Below are 20,261 nucleotides of genomic sequence, written 5' to 3' on the forward strand. Positions count from 1 at the left end.
GCAATAGGCCCCATTCCTTGATATAATACTTTATTCAGAAGTACGTGTGTTGCGAGGTGCCGCCTTGTATTTAAAAGCGCTGGAGATCCAGGGATTCAAATCATTCCCGGATAAAACGGTCCTCTCCTTCGGGGAGGACATCACCGCCATCGTTGGTCCCAACGGCAGCGGAAAATCGAATATCTCCGACGCCATCCGCTGGGTCATGGGGGAGCAGTCCACCAAGGCCCTCCGTGGCGGTAAGATGGAGGATGTGATCTTCGGCGGTACCGCCCTGCGTAAGCAGCAGGGCTTTGCCGAGGTGTCCCTGGTGCTGGACAATACCGACCACATCTTCCCGCTGGAGGAGAGCGAGGTCATGGTCACCCGCCGGTACTACCGGTCCGGCGAGAGTGAGTACTACATCAACCGCCGCTCCGTCCGCCTGAAGGACGTGAACGAGCTGTTCATGGACACCGGCCTGGGCCGGGAGGGCTACTCCATCATCGGTCAGGGCCGCATCGACGAGATCCTGTCGGTGAAGAGCGGCGACCGCCGTGAGATCTTCGAGGAGGCCGCCGGCATCTCCCGCTTCCGCCACCGGAAGGAGGAGGCCGAGCGCAAGCTGGAGCGCACCCAGGAGAACCTGGTGCGCATCACCGACAAGATCGATGAGCTGGAGCTCCAGGTGGAACCCCTGCGCCAGCAGAGCGAAAAGGCCAAAAAATTCCTCATCCTGCGGGACGAGCTGCGGGGACTGGAGATTTCTCTGTGGCTGGATCAGCTGGAGAAGATTCGGGCCGGGTCCCTCAAGACCCTGTCCGACTATGAGAACGCCGTCCGCCAGAAGGGGGAGGTCCAGCAGCAGGTGGAGGACCTGTATGCCGCCGCCGAGGCCTTCTCCGCCCAGATGCGGGACAAGGACGTGGAGACCGAGGGCGTCCGCTTCCAGATGATGCAGCGGGAGGCCGACGCCAACGGCCTGGAAAATGCCATCGCCGTCCTCAAGACCAACATTCAGAACAACTTGGAGAACCGGGACCGCATCCAGCGGGAGCTGGAGCAGCAGGAGGGCCGGGCCGACTCCATCGCCGCCCAGATCGGGGAGCGCAAGACCCGGCTGGAGGAACTGGAGGGTCAGACCGCCGGTTTGCGGCAGCAGCTGGCCGATCGTCAGGCGGAGGCTGCCTCCGCCAGCCGCTCCGCGGGCGCCATCGCCCAGGAGCTGGAGGACCTGCGCCGGAAGGAGGCAGTGGAGAACGCCTCCGCCGCCGATGCCAAGGCCCTCATCTCTGCCCTGGCCGCCGCCGCCCAGGAGGTGCTGGACCGGGACGAGGCCATGCGCCAGGAGTTGGCGGCCGGTGAGGAGCGACTCCATGAGGCGGAGGAGACCCGCCGTCAGGCCGCTCAGGAGCTGGACCAGGCCAGAGAGGACCGGGACAGCCTGCAGAACATCATCAGCGGCTATGCCCTGCGGCTGGAGGCCCGTCAGCGGAAGGCCAAGGAGGCGGAGGAGCGCCACGTCAAGCTCCAGATGGAGGACAACGCGCTGAACTCCCGCATCCATATGCTCTCCGAGATGGAAAAGATGTATGAGGGCTACTCCAAAGCGGTAAAGCTGGTCATGGGGGAGGCCAAGAAGGGTCAGCTCCGGGGCATCCACGGCCCGGTGGCCGGGCTCATCCACGTGCCCGATGCCTGTACCGTGGCCATCGAAATCGCCCTGGGTGGTGCCATGCAGCATATCGTGGTGGAGCGGGAAGAGGACGGTAAAGCCGCCATCCAGTACCTGAAGCGCCGGGACGGCGGCCGGAGCACCTTCCTGCCTCTGAGCTCCATCCGGCCCTCCGACTTCCGGGATCAGGGCGTGCGCAAGGAGCCCGGCTTCGTGGGCCTGGGCAATGAGCTCATCCAGTTCGACTCCCGGTATGAGAAGATCTTTTCCAACCTGCTGGGCCGTACCGTGGTGGCCGAGGATATGGACAAGGCCATCGCCATAGCCCGGAAATACAGCTATCGCTTCAAGATCGTCACCCTGGACGGCCAGGTGCTTAACCCCGGTGGCTCCATGACCGGCGGCTCGGCATCCCGCAGCGCGGGCATTCTGAGCCGGGCCAACGAGCTGGAGCGGCTGGCCCAGCAGCGCACCGGCGTAGCTCAGCAGCTGGCCGACGCGGCCCACGCCATGGAGGAGGCCAAGCGGGAGGCTACCGCAGCCGCCTACGAGATGGAGACCGCCCAGGCCCAGCAGCGCCGCCATGAGGATGATATCCTCAAGCTGGAGGAGCGCCTGGGCCATCTGGATACCCAGCTGGCCGACCTGAAGAAGCAGCGGGCCGACCAGAAGAATGAGCTGGAACAGCTCCAGGCCCGTTCTGCCCAGATCGAGGCGGATACCCATGCCGCCCGTGCCCGGGTGGAGTCCCTGGAGGGAGCCGCCGCCGCTCTGCGTGCGGAAGCCGAGGGTAAGGCCAGAGGCCAGAGCGACGCCCAGGAGAAGGCCACCGCCCTGGGTGAGGCCATTGCCGAACTGAACATGCGCCTGGCCGCCCTGGAGGCGGAGGCCCAGGCCGCCCGCCAGTCTATGACCGAGCTGGAGGAGCTGCGCCGGGACCTGACCGGCGACAAGGCCGAGCGGGAGAAGATGCTCTCCCAATTCCAGGAGAAGAACGCCGGCCTGGAGCGGGAGATCGCGGAGAAGGAGCGTCAGCTCCAGACCATCCGACAGGAGAACCAGGACCGGCAGGCCGCTATCAGCCGCATCAACGACGAGAAGCTGGCCCTGGAGGCCCAGCGCAACCAGGCGGACAAGGACGCCCGGGACAAGAACAGCGCCCTGCTCAACCTGGAGCGGGAGGTGTCGGTGCTGGAGCAGAAGAAGGCTGCCGCCGCCATGGAGGAGAAGAACCTGCTGGACAAGCTGTGGGAAACCTACGAGCTGTCCCACCAGGCGGCCATGGCCCAGCGGGTGGAGTTGGAAAGCGTCCCCAAGGCTCAGCGCCGGGTGGGCGAGCTGAAAAAGTCCATCTCCTCTCTGGGCAACATCAACCTGGATGCCATCGACGAATTCCAGCGCATCAACGAGCGCTATACCTACCTCACTGACCAGCGGGACGACGTGCAGAAGTCCAAGAAGGAGCTGGAGGGCATCATCGCTGATATTACGGAGGAGATGCGCGCCATTTTTGCCAAGCAGTTTGCCGTGCTCAACGAGTCCTTCCAGCAGACCTTCACCGAGCTCTTCGGAGGCGGTAAGGCCACCCTGGAGCTGGAGGACCCGGAGGATATCCTGAACTGCGGCATCGAGATTCGGGTACAGCCCCCGGGTAAGGCTTTGAAGGTGCTCTCCCTGCTGTCCGGTGGTGAGAAGGCCTTTGTGGCCATCGCCCTTTACTTTGCCATCCTCAAGGTGCGTCCCACCCCCTTCGTGGTGATGGATGAGATCGAGGCCGCTCTGGACGACGCCAACGTGGTGCGCTTTGCCCACTACATGCGCCAGATGGCGGACAAGACCCAGTTCATCGTCATCACCCACCGCCGTGGTACCATGGAGGAAGCGGATGTCCTCTATGGTGTTACCATGCAGGAGCAGGGCGTCAGTCGAATGCTCACCATCAACCTCAATGATGTGGAAAAAGAGCTGCATATCAAGTGAGTTTGCAGCTTTATCAACAACCGAAAGGAACCAAAATCAATATGGGCTTTTTTGCGAAGATCAAGGCGGGTCTGACCCGCACCAAGGAGAACATCGGCCACTCCATCGACCAGCTGTTTGCCGGTGAGCTCAACGACGACTTCTACGACGAGCTGGAGGAGACCCTGATCCTGGGCGACATGGGCGTGGATACCACCCTGAAGGCGGTGGAGGAGCTGCGCCGCCGGGTGAAGGAGGAGAAAATCAAGGACATGGACTCCGCCCGGGCCTGTCTGCGGCGGGTGCTCACCGAGATGCTCCAGGTGGGTGAGCCGGAGCTCCACCTCACCACCGCCCCCTCGGTGGCCCTGTTCATCGGGGTGAACGGCGTGGGCAAGACCACCACCATCGGCAAGCTGGCCGCCCGGATGAAGGGGGAGGGCAAGAAGGTGCTGATGGCCGCCGCCGACACCTTCCGGGCCGCCGCCGCCGACCAGCTGGAGATCTGGAGCCAGCGCTCCGGGGTGGAGATCGTCCGCCAGCACGAGGGGGCCGACCCCGCCGCCGTGGTGTACGACGCCCTCACTGCCGCCAAGGCCAGAGGCACCGATGTGATCCTCATCGACACCGCCGGCCGGCTGCACAACAAGCAGAACCTGATGAACGAGCTGAACAAGATCTCCCGTGTGGTGGACCGGGAGCTGCCAGGCTGCGACCGGGAGACCCTGCTGGTGCTGGACGCCACCACCGGCCAGAACGGCCTGATCCAGGCCAAGCAGTTCAAGGAGACCGCCGGCATCACCGGCATCGTCCTCACTAAGCTGGACGGCTCCGCCAAGGGCGGTATCGTCATCGCCATCGCCCAGGAGCTCCAGGTACCGGTGAAGTACATCGGCGTGGGCGAGGGCATTGACGACCTGATGCCCTTTGAGGCGGAAGCCTTTGTGGAAGCGCTGATTTAAGGGAGGTTATCTGATATGGCCAGAATCGACGGACGGGCCAACGACCAGCTTCGGCCCATTGAGATCATTCCCAACTTCAATCAATTTGCCGAGGGTTCCTGCCTCATCCGCTGCGGCAACACTCAGGTGCTGTGCTGTGCCAGCGTGGAGGAGCGCACCCCGCCCCACGTTCCCGAGGGGGAGGGCTGGGTCACCGCCGAGTACTCCATGCTGCCCCGTGCCAACCGGGAGCGCTCCAAGCGGGACATCGCCAAGCTGAAGCTGTCCCCCCGTTCCGCGGAGATCCAGCGGCTGGTGGGCCGGTCCCTCCGGGCCTGCGTGGATATGAAAAAGCTGGGTGAGCGTACCATCACCGTGGACTGCGATGTGCTCCAGGGGGACGGCGGCACCCGTACCGCCAGCGTCACCGGCGGCTTTGTGGCTCTGAGCCTGGCCCTCCACAAGCTTGTGGAGGAGGGCGTGCTGGAGAGCATGCCCCTCAAGACCTGTGTGGCCGCCATTTCCGCCGGTATCGTGGACGACCAGCTCCTGCTGGACCTGTGCTATGAGGAGGACTCCTCCGCCCAGGTGGACCTGAACTGCGTCATGACCGGGGAAGGGGAACTGGTGGAGATCCAGGGCACCGGCGAGGGCCGGACCTTCACCATCGCCGAGCAGCAGGCTCTGGTGGACCTGTGCGCCAAGGGCATCCGGGAAGTGCAGGCCATCCAGAAGGCTGTTCTGGGAGGTTAAGGATATGAAAATGGTATTGGCCAGCAAAAATGCCCACAAGCTGGTGGAGATGAAGGACATCCTCTCCCAGCTGGGGGTGGACGTGGTGCTGGAGTCCGAAGTGGGCGTGGATGTAGACGTGGAAGAGACCGGCACCACCTTTGAGGAGAACGCCTATCTGAAGGCCCATGCGGTATGCGAAGCCTCCGGTCTGCCTGCCATTGCCGATGACTCCGGCCTGTGCGTGGACGCCCTGAACGGCGCTCCCGGCGTGTACTCCGCCCGCTACGGCGGTCCCGAGTTGGACGACGTGGGCCGGTACAAGCTGCTGCTGGAGAACCTGCGGGGCCAGCTGGACCGGCGGGGCAAGTTCGTCTCTGCCATCTGCTGCTGCTTCCCCAACGGGGACAAGGTGGAGGCCCGGGGAGAGTGCCCCGGTACCATCGCCTACGCCCCCAAGGGCGAGGGCGGCTTCGGCTACGACCCGGTGTTCTTTATCCCCGGGCTGAAAAAGACCTTTGCGGAGCTCACCGCGGAAGAGAAGAACGCCATTTCCCACCGTGGAAATGCGCTGAAAGCCTTCCAAAAGCAATTACAGGAATACCTCTCCACTGGGGATAGATAACCCTGATGGGAGCCCAGCAAAGCGGGTTGCATCAGGAGAGGATGAACAACAAAATGGAGCGAATGTCCGCCAAAGGCGGACGTAGCGGAATGGAGTTTGTGAAGACGAAATGGAACTGACCAGTAAACAGCGGGCCCAGCTGCGGGGCCTGGCCAACAACATTGACACCATCCTCCACGTGGGCAAGGACGGCATCGGCGACAACCTGGTGAAGCAGGCTGACGATGCCCTGGAGGCCCGGGAACTCATCAAGGGCAAGGTTCTGGAGAACTGCATGCTCACCAGCCGGGAGGCGGCGGAGGAGCTGGCCCAGAAGACCCGCAGCGACGTGGTGCAGGTAATTGGAACAAAGTTTGTCCTGTATCGTCCAACCCACAAGAAGGATAAGAAGGACAAGATCGTCCTGGTAGCGGACAAGAAGCGGAAAGCATAACAAAAAAGAGGGGGCATGGTCATGAAGCTGGGCATCTATGGCGGGACCTTCAATCCGCCCCATCTGGGGCACCTGACCTCGGCCAAGGCGGCGATGGACGTTCTGGAACTGGACCACTTGCAGTTTGTCCCGGCGGCGCTGCCGCCCCATAAAACACTGCCGGAGGGCAGCCCCAGCCCCCAGGAGCGGCTGGAGATGGTGGAGCTGGCGGCTGACAGCCTGCTGCTGCCCAAGCGCATCGGGGTCAATGACCTGGAGCTGTCCCGGCCGGGCAAGAGCTATACCGCCGACACCCTGGAGCAGATCCACGAAAAATATCCCGAGGCCGAGTTGTGGCTGATGATGGGCACGGATATGTTCCTCACCCTGCACAACTGGTGGGACCCGGAACGGATCACCCGCCTGGCGGGTGTGTGCACCTTTGCCCGTACCCAGAGCGACAGCCTGGAGGCCCTGGACCGTCAGGCAGAATACCTGCGGGATACCTTCGGGGCCAGAACCCGTGTGCTCCGGCTGCCCGAGATCGTGGAGGTGTCCTCCACCCAGCTGCGGGAGCTGCTGGCCCGGGGAGAGGGGCAGGAGCACCTGCCGCCGGCCGTGTACGGCTACATCATCCGCCACGGCCTGTACGGCGTCCACTATGACCTGAAGCAGCTGCCCGACCGGGAACTGCGGGCCTGCGCCTGTTCCATGATCCGGGCCAAGCGGATTGCCCACATCAACGGCACTGAGGAAGAGGCTGTGCGTCTGGCCCGTCGCTGGGGCGCCGACGAGGAGAAAGCCCGCCGGGCCGGTATCCTCCACGACATCACCAAGTACCTGGAGATGGACGAGCAGTTGCAATTGTGCCATAAATATGGTATCGTACTGGATGATTTGGAACAGCGTGCCGTCAAGCTGCTCCATTCCAAGACCGGGGCGTGTGTGGCCCGGGATGTGTATGGAGTAAGCGATGATATCTATAGCGCCATTTTCTGGCATACCACCGGCAAGGCGGATATGACCCTGCTGGAAAAGATCCTCTACATCGCCGATTACATGGAGCCCAACCGGGACTTCCCGGGAGTGGAGAAGCTGCGTAAGCTGGCCTATGAGGATCTGGACCAGGCGGTGTTGGCAGGGTGTGAAATGAGCATTCAGGAAATGGCGGACCGGGGCCTGCCGGTCCACAGCAACACGCTGCAGGCCAGGGATTGGCTGAGGAGCAAATCCAGCAGAAAGGAATCTTGAGATGAACCCGGAAGAGAAAAAGAACAGCCACGGCGGCGCCCGGCTGGTAAAACAGCAAAAGCCGCCCAAGCAGAAGAAACCCAAGCCCAACCGTACCCCCAAGGAGAAGGCGCTGCGGATCGCGTTCATCGTGCTGACGGTGATCGCGGCCCTCATTGTGATTGTGTTTGTCGCCTACAAGCTGCTGGTGGTCAAGCCGGAGATCCCCAACGTGGTGGACCCCAATACCGAGGCCTCCCCCGGCATGGAGATGAACGGACCCAAGCTGTCCGGCGACCGCAAGGAGGAATTTTACACCTTTCTGGTGGTGGGCCGTGATACCGGCGGCGGCGGCAACACCGACACCATCATGGTCATGTCCTACGATATTCCCAATCAGCAGCTCAACGTGCTGAACATCCCCCGTGATACCATGGTCAACGTGCCCTGGGATGTGAAGAAGGTCAACTCCATCTACAACTGGGCCGCCAACTATGACAAGGACGGCATCGACTATCTGAAGGAGGAGATCTCCTACCTGATCGGTTTCCAGCCTGACTTCACCGTGGTGGTGGAGTGGGAGGCCGTGGGCGAGCTGGTGGACGCCATCGGCCCTGTGTGGTTCGATGTGCCCTACGACATGAATTATGACGACGGCACCCAGGACCTCTATATCCACCTGGAGGCCGGCCCTCAGGAGATCGACGGCGACGAAGCCATGCAGCTGCTGCGCTGGCGCAAGAACAACAAGATCGAAAACGGCAAGCTGGTTGTTTACGGCGGCTATCCCAACGGCGACCTGGGCCGCATCCAGACCCAGCAGGACTTCCTGAAGACCGTCATCGAGACCTGCCTGAACAATCTGACGGTGGATAAGATCCCCGCTCTGGCCCAGGTTTTCTTCAACAATGTGGACACTCGGGGCACCCTGACGGTGAACAACATCGCCTGGTTTGCCCAGGAGGCCATTCTGGGCGGCCTGAGCATGGACAATGTAAACTTCATGACCCTGCCCTGTGAGGGCGCGTGGGTGTACAGCCGCACCGTGGGCAATAAGCAGTCCTATGTGACCCCCATCCCCGACGAAACCCTGGAGATGGTGAACACCTACTTCAACCCCTATCTGGAGGATATCGAGCTCAACGAGCTGGACCTCATGATCGTCAATGAGGACGGGTCCCTGTCCTCTACCAGCGGTCATGTGGAGGACACCTATGCGGCCAAGCCTCAGGGCGGCTCCAGCAGCTCTTCCGGCAGCAGTTCTTCTTCCGGCAGCGGCTCTTCCAGCAGTTCCGGCAACTCGGGTACTACCAGTACCTCCACCCCCAAGCCCAGCAGCACACCGGCGGCCAGCACAGCCCCCTCGGCCACGCCCACGCCGGTGAACACCCCCGCTGCAACCCCCACTCCGGAAGCCACGCCGACTCCGGAGGCAACCCCCACCCCGGCGCCTACGCCGGTATCTACGCCCCAGCCTGATCCCACGGTGCCCGAGGTGGGCCCCGGGATGGAGCCTGTGGAGTAAAGGAGAGATTGTATGTTGACACCCAAAGAGATTGCCCTGCTGGCTGCCAAGGCGCTGGACAGCAAGAAGGGCCTGGATATCAAGGTGCTGGAGACCGGTCATCTGACCACCCTGGCCGACTATTTCGTGCTGTGCTCCGCCACCTCCACCACTCAGATCAAGGCCCTGGCCGACGTCTGTGAGAAGGAGCTGAAGGACGCCGGCGAGCCCCCCCACCATGTGGAGGGGCATCGCGGCGGTATCTGGATCCTGCTGGACTTCTCCTCCGTGGTGGTGCACATCTTCAATGAGGAGGCCAGAGAGTTCTATGATCTGGAGCGCCTCTGGAGCGACGCCACCCCCGTGGACCTGTCCGGTGTGCTCACCGAAAACTAAAACAAAAAGATGCCCGGCATATGCCGGGCATCTTTTTTTCCATTCAGGGAACCAATAGGCTTTCCGGCGCATCTATAGAGCGTCCGGACAAGGAAAAGCGAGGTGAGGATATGGCATCCATGGAACTGGCAGGCGGGATTAGCCCCCGGGAGGAGTTTGCGGCCCTGGTGACGGAACACAGCCGGAGTATGTTCCGGGCGGCCCGGTCCCTGCTGAACTGCGACGCCGACGCCGAGGATGCGGTGAGCGAGGCCATTCTCCGGGCCTGGCGGAAGTGGGGGCAGCTGCGGGACCGGGATGCCGCCCGGGCCTGGCTGCTGAAAATCACGGTGAACTGCGCCTATGAGCAGCGGCGGAAGGCTGCCCGGGTCCTCTATACCGACCAGGTGGAGGGAGTAGCCGGTGGTGCCGAGGACCAGCCGGTGTCCCATCTGTGGGAGGCGGTGCTCCGGCTGCCCGACGACCAGCGGGCGGCGGTGACCCTCTACTACTATGAGGACCTGCCGGTGAAGGAGATCGCCCGTATCCTGGGCGTGGCCAAGGGCACGGTGAAATCCCGGTTGGGCCGTGCCAGACAGCGGTTGAAACAATTGCTGCGGGAGGAGGAAGAACCATGAACGGATGGGATGAAGCACTGAAAGTTCGGGCCCGGCGGGAGGACTGCCCCCTGCCCCAGGGCTTTGAGGAACGGATTCAGAAGGAACTGGACCGGCTGCCGGTCCAGACAAGGCAACAAAAAAGGCCCCTGGGCCGGGCGTTGTGGCTGGCGGCCTGCCTGGCGGCAGGGCTGTGTCTCACTGCGGCTGCGGCGGCACTGACCGCCCGCTGGTTCCCCGGCGTGGGGGCCGTAAAGAGCGGGACGGCGGTGTGGCTTATGGAGGAGCCTGTGGAGTGGATCCAGGATGAGTGGACCTACCGCCTGGAGGCGGAGCGTCAGGGGGATGTGATCCGGGTCCATCTGGATCAGTATTCCACCGAAGTCCTACCGGGCCGGGACGATGAGGAGCCTGACTGCGGCTATCAGATGAAGCTCTTTGCCGGGGATCAGGAGCTGGAGGCCGGCCTGGAGGATCCCCTGGAGGGCTGGGAGTCGGTGCCCGATATCGGTACAAAGGGATGCTATACCAGCTTTCTGTCGGAGGACGAGCTGGAGCAGGGCTTCCGGGCCCTGGGAAGCACCGGGACCAGCTTCCGGGCGGCGGAGCAGCCGGAGGAGGGCTATACCCTGCGCATCTACACCTACGACGGCGGTACCCTGTTGTGGGAAAAGCCAGTCAGGCTGGCCACTGTCCAGGCGCTGGATATGACCGAGACCAGCCGGACCTTTGAAGAGGGGACGGTCACTGCTCTGGTCAGCCAGGACGGGCGGCTGCTGGACCTGTATCCAGACCGAACGGTGGAAGATGACAGCGCGCTGGCTTCCGTGTACGCCACCGATGTGGTATTCATCGGCGCGTCGGGTGAGAGATACCCGGCACAGATGTTGTCTGACGGTACGGGAGCCTTGGCCTGTAACGCCCCGCAAGAGGATGCCATCACGGCGGTGGAGATCGGCTCCCTGCGGCTGACCAAAGTGTATCTGGACAATGGGGTGCAACAGGAGGACGTGCCGGTCACCTATCGGGACCTGAACTGGGTCATCCCTGTGGCGTGAGATCCACCACCGGGCTGGAGGTCCACTCCAGGCCGCAGGGCCTGGGGGTGGGGAAGCACAGACCGTACAGGTCGGTGTACCGAGCCTCCGCCTCAAAGAGATGTCGGGCCAGACCGGTCAGGTCCCTGGCCTGAGCGGGCTTGGTGAGGATGGGGAGGGAGCAGGTATCCTTCATCTGCTTCAGCAATACCTGTCCCCGGCGGTTGAACCCCAGTACCCGCACATAGGGGGGCAGGGCAGGTCGGTCCTCGTCCATGCCCAGAAAGGCAGACAGAGCCAGCCGCCGCAGCCGGGCGTGGGTGTAGCGCTTGGTTTTGGCAAGGGAATAGAACTCATCCAGGGAGAGGGCCTGTCGGGCGGCGCGGACCAGCCGTTCCGGCAGGCCCTCTGCCGCGCCGCTGTCGGGGAGGGCGGCCCAGTCTGAGGTGTCCATGGTACGCAGCCTGGCCAGGATGGCCCGCTCCACATAGGTCAGGGAGGACACATCATCCATTTTGTCCAGCGCGCCGGGCCGCACCAGTTTGGCGGCCTCATCCCGCTGATCAGCCCGCAGCAGACGCCGCACCTGGGTGGCGGAGGCGAAGCCCTTCACTGCCTGGGTGCTGTTGTGCTCCGCACCTCGGCGGGGCACGGTAAGGACCTCCATGGAGGTATTCAGATGCGCCAGGGCCCGGAGGTATTCCACACCCAGGTTGTTGTTGGGGGTGGACAGGCAGGCGCAGCCCGCCGCCGCCTGCCGGGCGGCAGGAAAGGAGAGCCCCTGGTCCAGGGCGGCCCGGAGCCGGGCGGGGTAGTCGGGGGCATCTAGAGCCTTGGCGGCCTCCCTCAGCTCCTGGGCGCTGCCGCACTCGCTGCCAAAGGAGAGGGTGTCCGCCACCCCAGTGGCGGCCAGAATGGATACCGCTCCCCGGGCAAAGGGCTCCGCCGAGGCCATGGCCCAGGGGGTGGGCAGCTCCAGCACCAGGTCGGCGCCCCCCTCCAGAGCCAGACCAGCCCGGGTCCACTTGTGGGCAATGGCGCAGTCGGCTCCCTGGACCCAGTGGCCGCTCATGACGCACACCACCGGCCGGTCGGCTCCCAGCAGAGCGCGGGTCTGAGCAATGTGCCAGGCGTGTCCCAGGTGAAATGGGTTGTATTCTGCAACGATCCCAACGGCATTCATGGATTTTCCTCCAGAAGCAGAGTAAAATTTTTCTCCCTTTCGGCTAAAATGTGGGTTGTTCTTTGTGAAAAAAAGGGATAGAATAAAAGCGATATGTGCCCTGAGACAATATTGTACTACGGGAACGCTTGGCTCTCAAGCCACAGTTTATCAGGAAAAGTAAGGAGAGATAGAACGATGAAAGTTCTGGTCATCAACGCTGGCAGCTCTTCCCTCAAGTATCAGCTCATGGACCCCGCCACCCGCGAGGTGCTGGCCAAGGGCCTGTGTGAGCGCATCGGCATCGACGGCCGCCTGACCCACAAGGTGCCCGCCAAGGATGCCAAGTATGAGTTCGAGATCCCCATGCCCACCCATGCCGAGGCCATCCAGGCTGTGCTGGACGCCCTGCTCTCCAGCGAGCACGGCGTGATCAAGAGCGCCGCTGAGATCGACGCTGTGGGTCACCGCGTGGTGCACGGCGGCGAGAAGTTCGCCGGCTCCGTGCTCATCACGGACGAGGTCATGGCCGCTCTGGAGGAGTGCATCCCCCTGGCCCCTCTCCACAACCCCGCCAACATCACCGGCATCCAGGCCTGCCAGAAGGTTATGCCCGGCGTGCCCATGGTGGGCGTGTTCGACACCGCCTTCCATCAGACCATGCCCGCCAAGAGTTACATCTATGCTCTGCCCTACGAGTACTATGAGCAGGACAAGGTCCGCCGCTACGGCTTCCACGGCACCTCTCACCGCTATGTGTCTCAGCGTGCCGCCGCTATGCTGGGCAAGCCCATCGAGGAGCTGAAGATCATCACCTGCCACCTGGGCAACGGTTCCTCCGTGGCCGCTGTGGACTGCGGCAAGAGCGTGGACACCTCCATGGGCTTCACTCCTCTGGCCGGTGTGCCCATGGGCACCCGTTCCGGCGATCTGGACGCCGGCATCCTGGAGTACCTGATGAACAAGCACGGCTACGACATGAAGGAAATGATGACCATCCTCAACAAGAAGTCCGGCGTGCTGGGCATCTCCGGTGTGTCCTCCGACTTCCGTGACATTGAGAACGCCGCCGCCGAGGGCAACCAGCAGGCCACTCTGGCTCTGGAGGCCTTCCAGTACAGCGTGAAGAAGCTCATCGGCGCTTATGCCGCCGCTATGGGCGGTGTGGACGCCATCGTGTTCACCGCCGGCGTGGGTGAGAACGACGCCAACACCCGTATGGCCGCCGCTTCCGGCCTGGAGTTCATGGGCGTGAAGATGGACGCCGAGGCCAACAACGTCCGCGGCAAGGAGACCGTCATCTCCGCCGCCGACTCCAAGGTGAAGGTGCTGCTCATCCCCACCGACGAGGAGCTCATGATCGCCATGGATACCGCCGAGATCGTCGGCAAGTAAGCAAAATCCGCCATCCAAAGGGGCGCTGCATTGCAGCGCCCCTTTTTCATGCCCTGGGACAATGAACTTTAGAAAAATTTCATCCTTTTTTTATGGAAGATTCAGGGAGGACCTGCTATGCTGTTGTCCGGGCCAATTGGGAACAAATTGTGAATTGTATTTCCCCGCCGTTGACACCTGACAGATTGTCGTATTAAAATCATGACAGCTTGTCAGGTTTGGAGGGAGACAGTATGCCCAGCACCACCTTTTATCACCTGCCGGAGGAGAAACGGGAGCGGCTGATGTCGGCGGCCCGGGCAGAATTTCTCCGGGTCCCCTATGAGGATGCCTCCATCAACCGGATCATCCGGGAGGCGGGCATCTCCAGAGGCAGCTTTTACATGTACTTCACTGATAAAGAGGACCTGTTCCGCTATCTGATGGAGTCCTACGGGGAATTGCTGATCCAGCGGATGGGGGAGCGGCTGGACCGGAACCACGGCGATCTGTTTGCCGCCGCCCTGGACCTGTTTGACCACATGCGGGCCAACTGGCGGGAAGGTGAGTTCCGGGAGATGGCGGCCATCCTCCACCGCAACCGGCAGCTTCAGCCCGGACTGGTGCTCAACCGGCAGGGTCCCTGTGCCATGCTGGACCGGCTGCGGGACAAGATCGATCTGTCCCGGCTGGATCTGCGGACAGAGACCGATCTGCCCGACCTGTTCCACCTGATGATGGCCGCCTCCGCGGGCAGCGTGGTGGCTGCGGGGAAAGAGGGCGGCCCGGAACAGGCCCGGGCCCGGCTGGTGTGCATGCTGGAGTTGCTCCAGCGGGGCGCGGCGGCCAAAGACTATGCAGTTTGTCAGGGATAGCAAAGAAAAGGAGAAACGACCATGGAAGCAACTGAGCTCAAACCGGAAACCACAGCGGCTCCAGCTGAGGAGCAGGAGAAAGGGGCACCCCAATTCAAGGCCCCCAAAAAGAAGCGTAAATGGATCAAGCGGGTGATCATCCTGGCAGTGGTGGTTGCCTTCCTGGTCTTCCTGCTGAGTCGCTGTATGGGGGCGGGGCAGCAGCTGCTGAGCAGCGCCTATCTGCCTTATACCGCCTCTGTGCAGGATATGACGGTGTCGGTGTCGGGCACCGGTACCATCGAACCCATCCAGTCCTATAAAGTAACGACTCTGGTCAGCGGCGAGATCCTGGAGGCCCCTTTTGAGGAGGGCCAGACTGTCCACAAGGGGGACGTGCTTTTCCGCATTGACGCCCGGGATGTGGAAAACAACATCGCCCAGCTGGAGCTCAACGTCCAGTCGGCCCAGCTGGCCCTGGACGATCTGCTCAAGAGCCAGAGCGACAACCAGAAGGACCGCTCCATTACCGCCAAGGACGCCGGTGTGATCACCGAGCTCCACGTGGAGCAGGGGGATAGCGTGACGGTGGGCACCGTCATTGCCGATGTGCTGGACCGGGACCACATGAAGCTGAAGGTCCCCTTCCATGCCTCCGACGCGGCGAACTTCTACGTGGGCCAGTCGGCCACCGTGGCGGTGAGCGGCACCGCCTCCACCCTTACTGGAACGGTGAGCGAGATCTCCGCCACCAATGAGGTGGGCGCCGGCGGCACCCTGGTGCGGCAGGTGACCATCCTGGTGAACAACCCTGGCGTGCTCACCGACAGCAGCCAGGGTACCGCCTCCATCGGCGGCGTGGCCTGCGCCTCCGGAGCTGCCTTTACATACGCCACCTCCACCCAGATCACCGCCAAGGCCTCCGGCGACATCGACACCCTCTCTGTGAAGGAGGGGGACCGGGTCAGCAAGGGCCAGGTCATCGGCATGATCTCCGAGCAGGATCTGGAGACCCAGATCGAGAATGCCCGCATCTCTCTGGAAAATGCCCAGCTCTCCCTGAAGAGCGCTCAGGAGAAGCTGGAGGATTACACCATCACCTCCACCATCGACGGCGAGGTCATCGAGAAGAACCTGGACGTGGGCGACAATATCAACGGTATGTCCAGCTCGGGCACCACCGTGACCTACCCCGCGGTGATCTACGACCGCTCCCAGCTTACCTTTGAGATGGATATCGACGAGCAGGACATTAGCCAGATCAAGGTGGGCCAGAAGGTGGAGATCACCGCCGACGCCCTGGACGGCCAGAGCTTCACCGGTGTGGTGGATAAGATCAATATCAACGGCACCACCGCCAGCGGCCACACCAGCTACCCGGTGACCGTCCTGGTGGACGGCTCCCCGGAGGAGCTCTACCCCGGCATGAACGTCTCCGCCAAGATCATCGTGGAGGAGGTGGGCAGCGTGCTCACCCTGCCGGTGGAGGCGGTGGAGCGTGGGGACACCGTGCTGGTGGCCACCGAGGGCTGCCTGGATGAGAAGGGCAACGTGGTGGATATCTCCGCCGCTGAGAAGCGGCAGGTCACCCTGGGCCGCAACGACGACAATTATATTGAGATCGTGGACGGCCTGGAGGAGGGCGACGTGGTGCTGGCTCCCAGCCCTCAGGGCTCCAATATGATGGAAGCGATTGCGGGGATGAGTTAAGCCATGGGACATCTCATTGAACTCAAGGACATCTATAAGATCTACCAGATGGGGGAGGAGCGTGTCCACGCCCTGGACGGCATCTCCCTGACGGTGGATCAGGGGGAGTTCGTGGCCATCGTGGGCCAGTCGGGCTCCGGCAAGTCCACCGCCATGAACATCATCGGCTGCCTGGATGTGCCCACCGCCGGCACCTACCATCTGGGCGGGGTGGACGTGTCCACCATGGACGACGACCAGCAGGCCGAGATCCGCAACAAGATGCTGGGCTTCATCTTCCAGCAGTACAACCTCATCCCCAAGCTCAACGTGCTGGAAAATGTGGAGCTGCCCCTGCTCTATGCCGGTGTGTCCGGCAGCGAGCGGCGGGAGCGGGCCCTCCAGGCGCTGGAGCGGGTGGGGCTGGCGGACAAGTGCAAAAACCTGCCCAGCCAGCTCTCCGGCGGCCAGCAGCAGCGGGTGTCCATCGCCCGGGCCCTGGCGGGCAAGCCGTCGGTGATCCTGGCCGACGAGCCCACCGGTGCTCTGGACTCCCGCACCGGCCGGGAGGTGCTGGGCTTCCTCCAGAAGCTCAACGCCGAGGGGGACACGGTGGTGCTCATCACCCACGACAACTCCATCGCCGTCAAAGCCAAGCGCATTGTCCGCCTTCAGGACGGAAAGATCATCTATGACGGCGACGCCCGCGATCCCAGGGCGGTGGTCCAGCCTGATCTGGAGCAGGGCGACATGGATGGGGAGGTGCTGCACGCATGAAAATGGGTCAGTCCTTCCGTATGGCCATCAAGAGCCTGATGACCAGCAAGGTGCGTGCCTTGCTTACCATGTTGGGCATCATTATCGGCGTGGCGGCGGTTATCGTCATTGTCTCCCTGGGCAGCGGTATGCAGCAGTATATGAACGGCCAGTTCGAGCAGATCGGCGTCAATATGATCCAGGTGGGTATCTACTCCTACGGCGGCAACCGTGAGGTAACGCCGGAGGACTTCTATGAGCTGGCGGAAAAATATCCCCAGTACATTGACACGGTGAGCCCCTACCTCAGCGCCTCCGCCACCGTGCGCCAGGGTGCCGACGAGTATGAGCACACCAAGGTGTACGGTGTCAGCGAGACCATTTACAACAGCGAGAAGGGGCAGACCGTCACCGGCGAGAAGCTGGCCCAGGGGCGCTTCCTCAGCTATGTGGACGTGGAGCGCAACCAGAAGGTGTGTGTCATCGGCAATTACCTGAACGAGGACATGTTCGGCGGCGAGGGCCTGGGCAAGACCCTGACGGTGGGCGGCGTGCCCTACACCGTCATCGGCGTACTGGCCGAGAAGGCGGACTCCACCGAGGGCAGCGGAGACGACCTGATCTATATGCCCTACGGCCTGGTGGAGCAGATCAACGCCTCCGGCAGCATGATGGGGATGAGCAGCAACTCCTACCTGGTGGGCAGTACCAGCAAGGATACCTCCTCCGCCGCCAAGGGAGTTATTGAGAGCATGCTGTTCCGCATCTACGAGGACAACAGCGCTTACATGGTCATGACCTCCGCCGAGATGATGGAAATGATGGACTCCATGCTGGGCGTGCTCATGACCATCCTGGTGGTCATCGCCGCCATCTCTTTGGTGGTGGGCGGCATAGGCATCATGAACATCATGCTGGTGTCGGTGACCGAGCGCACCCGGGAGATCGGCATCCGCAAGTCCCTGGGCGCCAAGGGCCGGGACATCCGCAGCCAGTTTATCATCGAGGCGGGTACCACCTCCGCCATCGGCGGGGTCATCGGTATCCTGCTGGGTATCTTGCTGGCCAACGTATTCACAGCGGTGGTGGGCGCGGTGATGAGTGAAGCTGAGGGCTTTGCCGCCATTCCCACCCCGGCGGGCATTCTGGTGTCCTTCGGCGTGTCGGTGGGCATCGGTATCCTCTTCGGCTACCTGCCTGCCAACAAGGCCGCCAAGCTCAATCCCATCGACGCGCTGCGTTACGATTGATCCGGAGGGGACCTCCCTCTTGCCTCCCGCTTTTGGGGGGTATATACTGAAGACAGAAAGCGTCCATTTCCGTGAGAAGGAGAAAAAAGATGAAACATCGACTGTTATCCGGATTGCTGGCCGTGGTATTGGTGCTGGGGCTGGCCCCCGGGGCGCTGGCCGCCCCTCCGGCGGAGTCTGAGGCCGCTCAGGTCCTGGCCGCCCTGGACATCATGGTAGGCGATGAGAACGGGAATCTGAACCTGGATCGCACCATCACCCGGGCGGAATTCACCAAGATGACGGTGGCCGCCTCCACCAGCCGGGACACGGTGGGAGACGCGGTGGCCGTCAAGCCCTACCCCGACGTGCCCCAGACCCACTGGGCCGCTCCCTACATCAAGGCCGCTGTGGACCTGAATCTGGTCCAGGGCGACCTGTACGGCAACTTCAACTCCGATGAGAAGATCACGCTGGCGGAGGGTGTCACCATCCTGCTGCGCCTGCTGGGCTACACCGACAGCGACTTCACCGGCGTCTGGCCTGCCGGTCAGATGGCCCAGTACCGGGCTCTGGGTCTGGACGAGGGGGTCACCTGCGGCCAGAATGACAATATGACCCGGCGGGACGCCCTGTATCTGTTCTATAACCTGATGATCACCAAGGACAAGAACGGTTCCTATTACCTGAACACCCTGGAGCCCACCCTGAACCTGGTGAACGCCTCCGGTCAGCTGGACCGGGTGGGCCTCATCAACTCGGCCATGGAGGGCCCTGTGGTGGCCTCCGGCGGCTGGGAGACCCAGCTGCCCTTCTCCACCGCCTCCGCCAAGGTCTACCGCAACGGCAGTTCCTCCGATCTGGGCAGCATCCAGGACCAGGACGTGGTCTACTGGTCGGAGTCCATGCGCACCATCTGGGCCTACTCCGACAAAGTGACCGGCACTCTGGAGGCCCTCAGTCCCTCTGCCTCCGCGCCTACCTCGGTGACGGTGGCGGGCAAGACCTACCAGATCGAGACCACCTCCGCCGCCTATGAGCTGTCCGACCTGGGCAGCTACTCGGTGGGCGACCGGGTGACTCTGCTGCTGGGCCGCAGCGGCGGCGTGGCCGCTCTGGGCCAGGTGGGCAGCGACAGCGCTCTCATCTACGGCATCATCACCAAGGTTGAGAATGCCACCTATAACGACGGCAACAACGGCACCTACAACGCCCGCACTGTCACCATCGCGGCCACCGACGGCAACACCTACCGCTACCAGTGCAGCATCCAGACCCTGGAGGTGGGCGACATGGTGCGGGTGATCGCCGGGGACGCCGACGTACAGGTGAAGCGGCTGAGCACCACCTCCCTTACCGGCAAGATGAATTCCGACGGCACCAAGCTGGGCAGCTATCCCCTGGCGGACAACGTGGAGATCATCGACACCTATGAGGAGTGCACGCCGGTGCGCATCTATCCCAGCCGGCTGGCCGGGGTGGAATTTACCGGTGACATGGTGCGGTACTACGCTCTCAACGGAAACGGGGAGATCACCCATCTGATTCTCAACGATGTTACCGGCGACCTGCACAAGTACGGCATCATCACCGACGTAAATGAGGTCAACACGGTGCTGCCCACCGGCGGCTATCTGATCTCCTCCTCTTACACCTATGACCTGAACGGCCAGGAGATGGTGTTCGGCTCCGATAACACGGTGTACAACATGCATTCCGGCCCCTGCCAGATCAAGATGGAGGGCGACTCCACCGTGGAGCGGCTGTATAACCTGAAGGAGCGGCCTCTGTCCGCGGTCAGCGTCAGCGGCAACTTCGGTGTGGCCAGCAACGGACAGCAGTACGCCATCTCGGAGCATGTGGTGGTCTATGTGTACGAGAACAATGATTACCAGATCTCCAACCTGAACCGTGTGGCGGGCGGGGATTACACCCTCACCGGCTGGTACGACAAGAACGAAAAGGACGGCGGCTGTATCCGCGTGATCGTGGCCCGCTGAAATAAGAATCTCCCGGCGGAAGTATTTCGCCGGGAGATTTTTATATGCCTGCAAATATTTCCCCAATTGGAGTATAAGGCCGGTCCGGGCTGTCCAAAATAAGGCTCGGAG

General features: G+C 62.6%; 17 protein-coding genes. 16 read left to right on the plus strand and 1 reads right to left on the minus strand.

What is annotated here, in order from left to right; translation table 11 throughout:
- Positions 1-64: 64 nt before the first annotated feature.
- The 10 genes from smc (at position 65) to J9789_RS02240 (ending at position 11,107) form a co-directional block, all read left to right on the plus strand.
- Positions 65-3,634 (plus strand): chromosome segregation protein SMC, encoded by a 3,570-nt coding sequence (gene smc / locus J9789_RS02195; protein WP_209341838.1) that lies wholly within the window; start codon positions 65-67, stop codon positions 3,632-3,634.
- A 41-nt stretch (positions 3,635-3,675) separates the two neighbouring features.
- Positions 3,676-4,575, plus strand: a complete 900-nt coding sequence (ftsY, locus tag J9789_RS02200; RefSeq protein WP_209341839.1) for a signal recognition particle-docking protein FtsY — start codon at positions 3,676-3,678, stop codon at positions 4,573-4,575.
- A gap of 15 nt (positions 4,576-4,590) precedes the next feature.
- Positions 4,591-5,307 (plus strand): ribonuclease PH, encoded by a 717-nt coding sequence (gene rph / locus J9789_RS02205; protein WP_209341841.1) that lies wholly within the window; start codon positions 4,591-4,593, stop codon positions 5,305-5,307.
- A 4-nt stretch (positions 5,308-5,311) separates the two neighbouring features.
- Entirely contained in the window at positions 5,312-5,911 is a 600-nt protein-coding gene (locus J9789_RS02210; protein WP_209341843.1) for an XTP/dITP diphosphatase, read from the plus strand.
- Between the two features lie 109 nt (positions 5,912-6,020).
- Complete coding sequence (gene yhbY / locus J9789_RS02215) at positions 6,021-6,344, plus strand: ribosome assembly RNA-binding protein YhbY (protein ID WP_209341845.1); 324 nt, start codon at positions 6,021-6,023, stop codon at positions 6,342-6,344.
- A 21-nt stretch (positions 6,345-6,365) separates the two neighbouring features.
- Positions 6,366-7,574, plus strand: coding sequence for a bis(5'-nucleosyl)-tetraphosphatase (symmetrical) YqeK (gene yqeK, locus J9789_RS02220; protein WP_209341854.1), 1,209 nt, complete (start codon positions 6,366-6,368; stop codon positions 7,572-7,574).
- A 1-nt stretch (position 7,575) separates the two neighbouring features.
- A complete protein-coding gene (locus J9789_RS02225) occupies positions 7,576-9,078 on the plus strand; it encodes an LCP family protein (protein ID WP_209341856.1) in 1,503 nt (500 codons plus the stop codon).
- A 15-nt stretch (positions 9,079-9,093) separates the two neighbouring features.
- Positions 9,094-9,453: a ribosome silencing factor gene (gene rsfS, locus J9789_RS02230; RefSeq protein ID WP_209342287.1), complete on the plus strand. Its 360-nt coding sequence runs from the start codon at positions 9,094-9,096 to the stop codon at positions 9,451-9,453.
- Positions 9,454-9,563: 110 nt separating this feature from the next.
- Positions 9,564-10,070, plus strand: a complete 507-nt coding sequence (locus tag J9789_RS02235; RefSeq protein WP_209341858.1) for an RNA polymerase sigma factor — start codon at positions 9,564-9,566, stop codon at positions 10,068-10,070.
- A complete protein-coding gene (locus tag J9789_RS02240) occupies positions 10,067-11,107 on the plus strand; it encodes a hypothetical protein (RefSeq protein ID WP_209341860.1) in 1,041 nt (346 codons plus the stop codon). Before J9789_RS02235 ends, J9789_RS02240 begins: the two co-directional genes overlap by 4 nt.
- On the opposite strand, the gene J9789_RS02245 is transcribed toward J9789_RS02240, so the two are convergent.
- Positions 11,091-12,269 (minus strand): nucleotidyltransferase family protein, encoded by a 1,179-nt coding sequence (locus J9789_RS02245; RefSeq protein ID WP_209341865.1) that lies wholly within the window; start codon positions 12,267-12,269, stop codon positions 11,091-11,093. The two genes, J9789_RS02240 and J9789_RS02245, sit on opposite strands and share 17 nt — an antisense overlap.
- A 177-nt stretch (positions 12,270-12,446) precedes the next feature.
- Between J9789_RS02245 and J9789_RS02250 the strand changes: the two genes are divergently transcribed.
- The 6 genes from J9789_RS02250 (at position 12,447) to J9789_RS02275 (ending at position 20,150) form a co-directional block, all read left to right on the plus strand.
- Positions 12,447-13,643 carry an acetate kinase gene (locus tag J9789_RS02250; protein WP_209341867.1) on the plus strand — a complete coding sequence of 399 codons (1,197 nt, stop codon included), beginning with the start codon at positions 12,447-12,449 and terminating at the stop codon, positions 13,641-13,643.
- A 233-nt stretch (positions 13,644-13,876) separates the two neighbouring features.
- Entirely contained in the window at positions 13,877-14,497 is a 621-nt protein-coding gene (locus J9789_RS02255) for a TetR/AcrR family transcriptional regulator (RefSeq protein ID WP_209341869.1), read from the plus strand.
- Positions 14,498-14,518: 21 nt separating this feature from the next.
- Positions 14,519-16,186: an HlyD family efflux transporter periplasmic adaptor subunit gene (locus J9789_RS02260; protein ID WP_209341871.1), complete on the plus strand. Its 1,668-nt coding sequence runs from the start codon at positions 14,519-14,521 to the stop codon at positions 16,184-16,186.
- A 3-nt stretch (positions 16,187-16,189) separates the two neighbouring features.
- Positions 16,190-16,942, plus strand: coding sequence for an ABC transporter ATP-binding protein (locus J9789_RS02265; protein WP_209341873.1), 753 nt, complete (start codon positions 16,190-16,192; stop codon positions 16,940-16,942).
- Entirely contained in the window at positions 16,939-18,171 is a 1,233-nt protein-coding gene (locus tag J9789_RS02270) for an ABC transporter permease (protein ID WP_209341875.1), read from the plus strand. The genes J9789_RS02265 and J9789_RS02270 overlap by 4 nt, the downstream gene beginning before the upstream one ends.
- A gap of 89 nt (positions 18,172-18,260) precedes the next feature.
- On the plus strand, positions 18,261-20,150 hold the full coding sequence (locus tag J9789_RS02275; protein ID WP_209341877.1) for an S-layer homology domain-containing protein: 1,890 nt from the start codon (positions 18,261-18,263) through the stop codon (positions 20,148-20,150).
- The last annotated feature ends 111 nt before the right edge of the window (positions 20,151-20,261 follow it).

Source organism: Flavonifractor sp. AGMB03687 (assembly GCF_017811815.1).
Taxonomy (GTDB): Bacteria; Bacillota; Clostridia; order Oscillospirales; family Oscillospiraceae; genus Flavonifractor.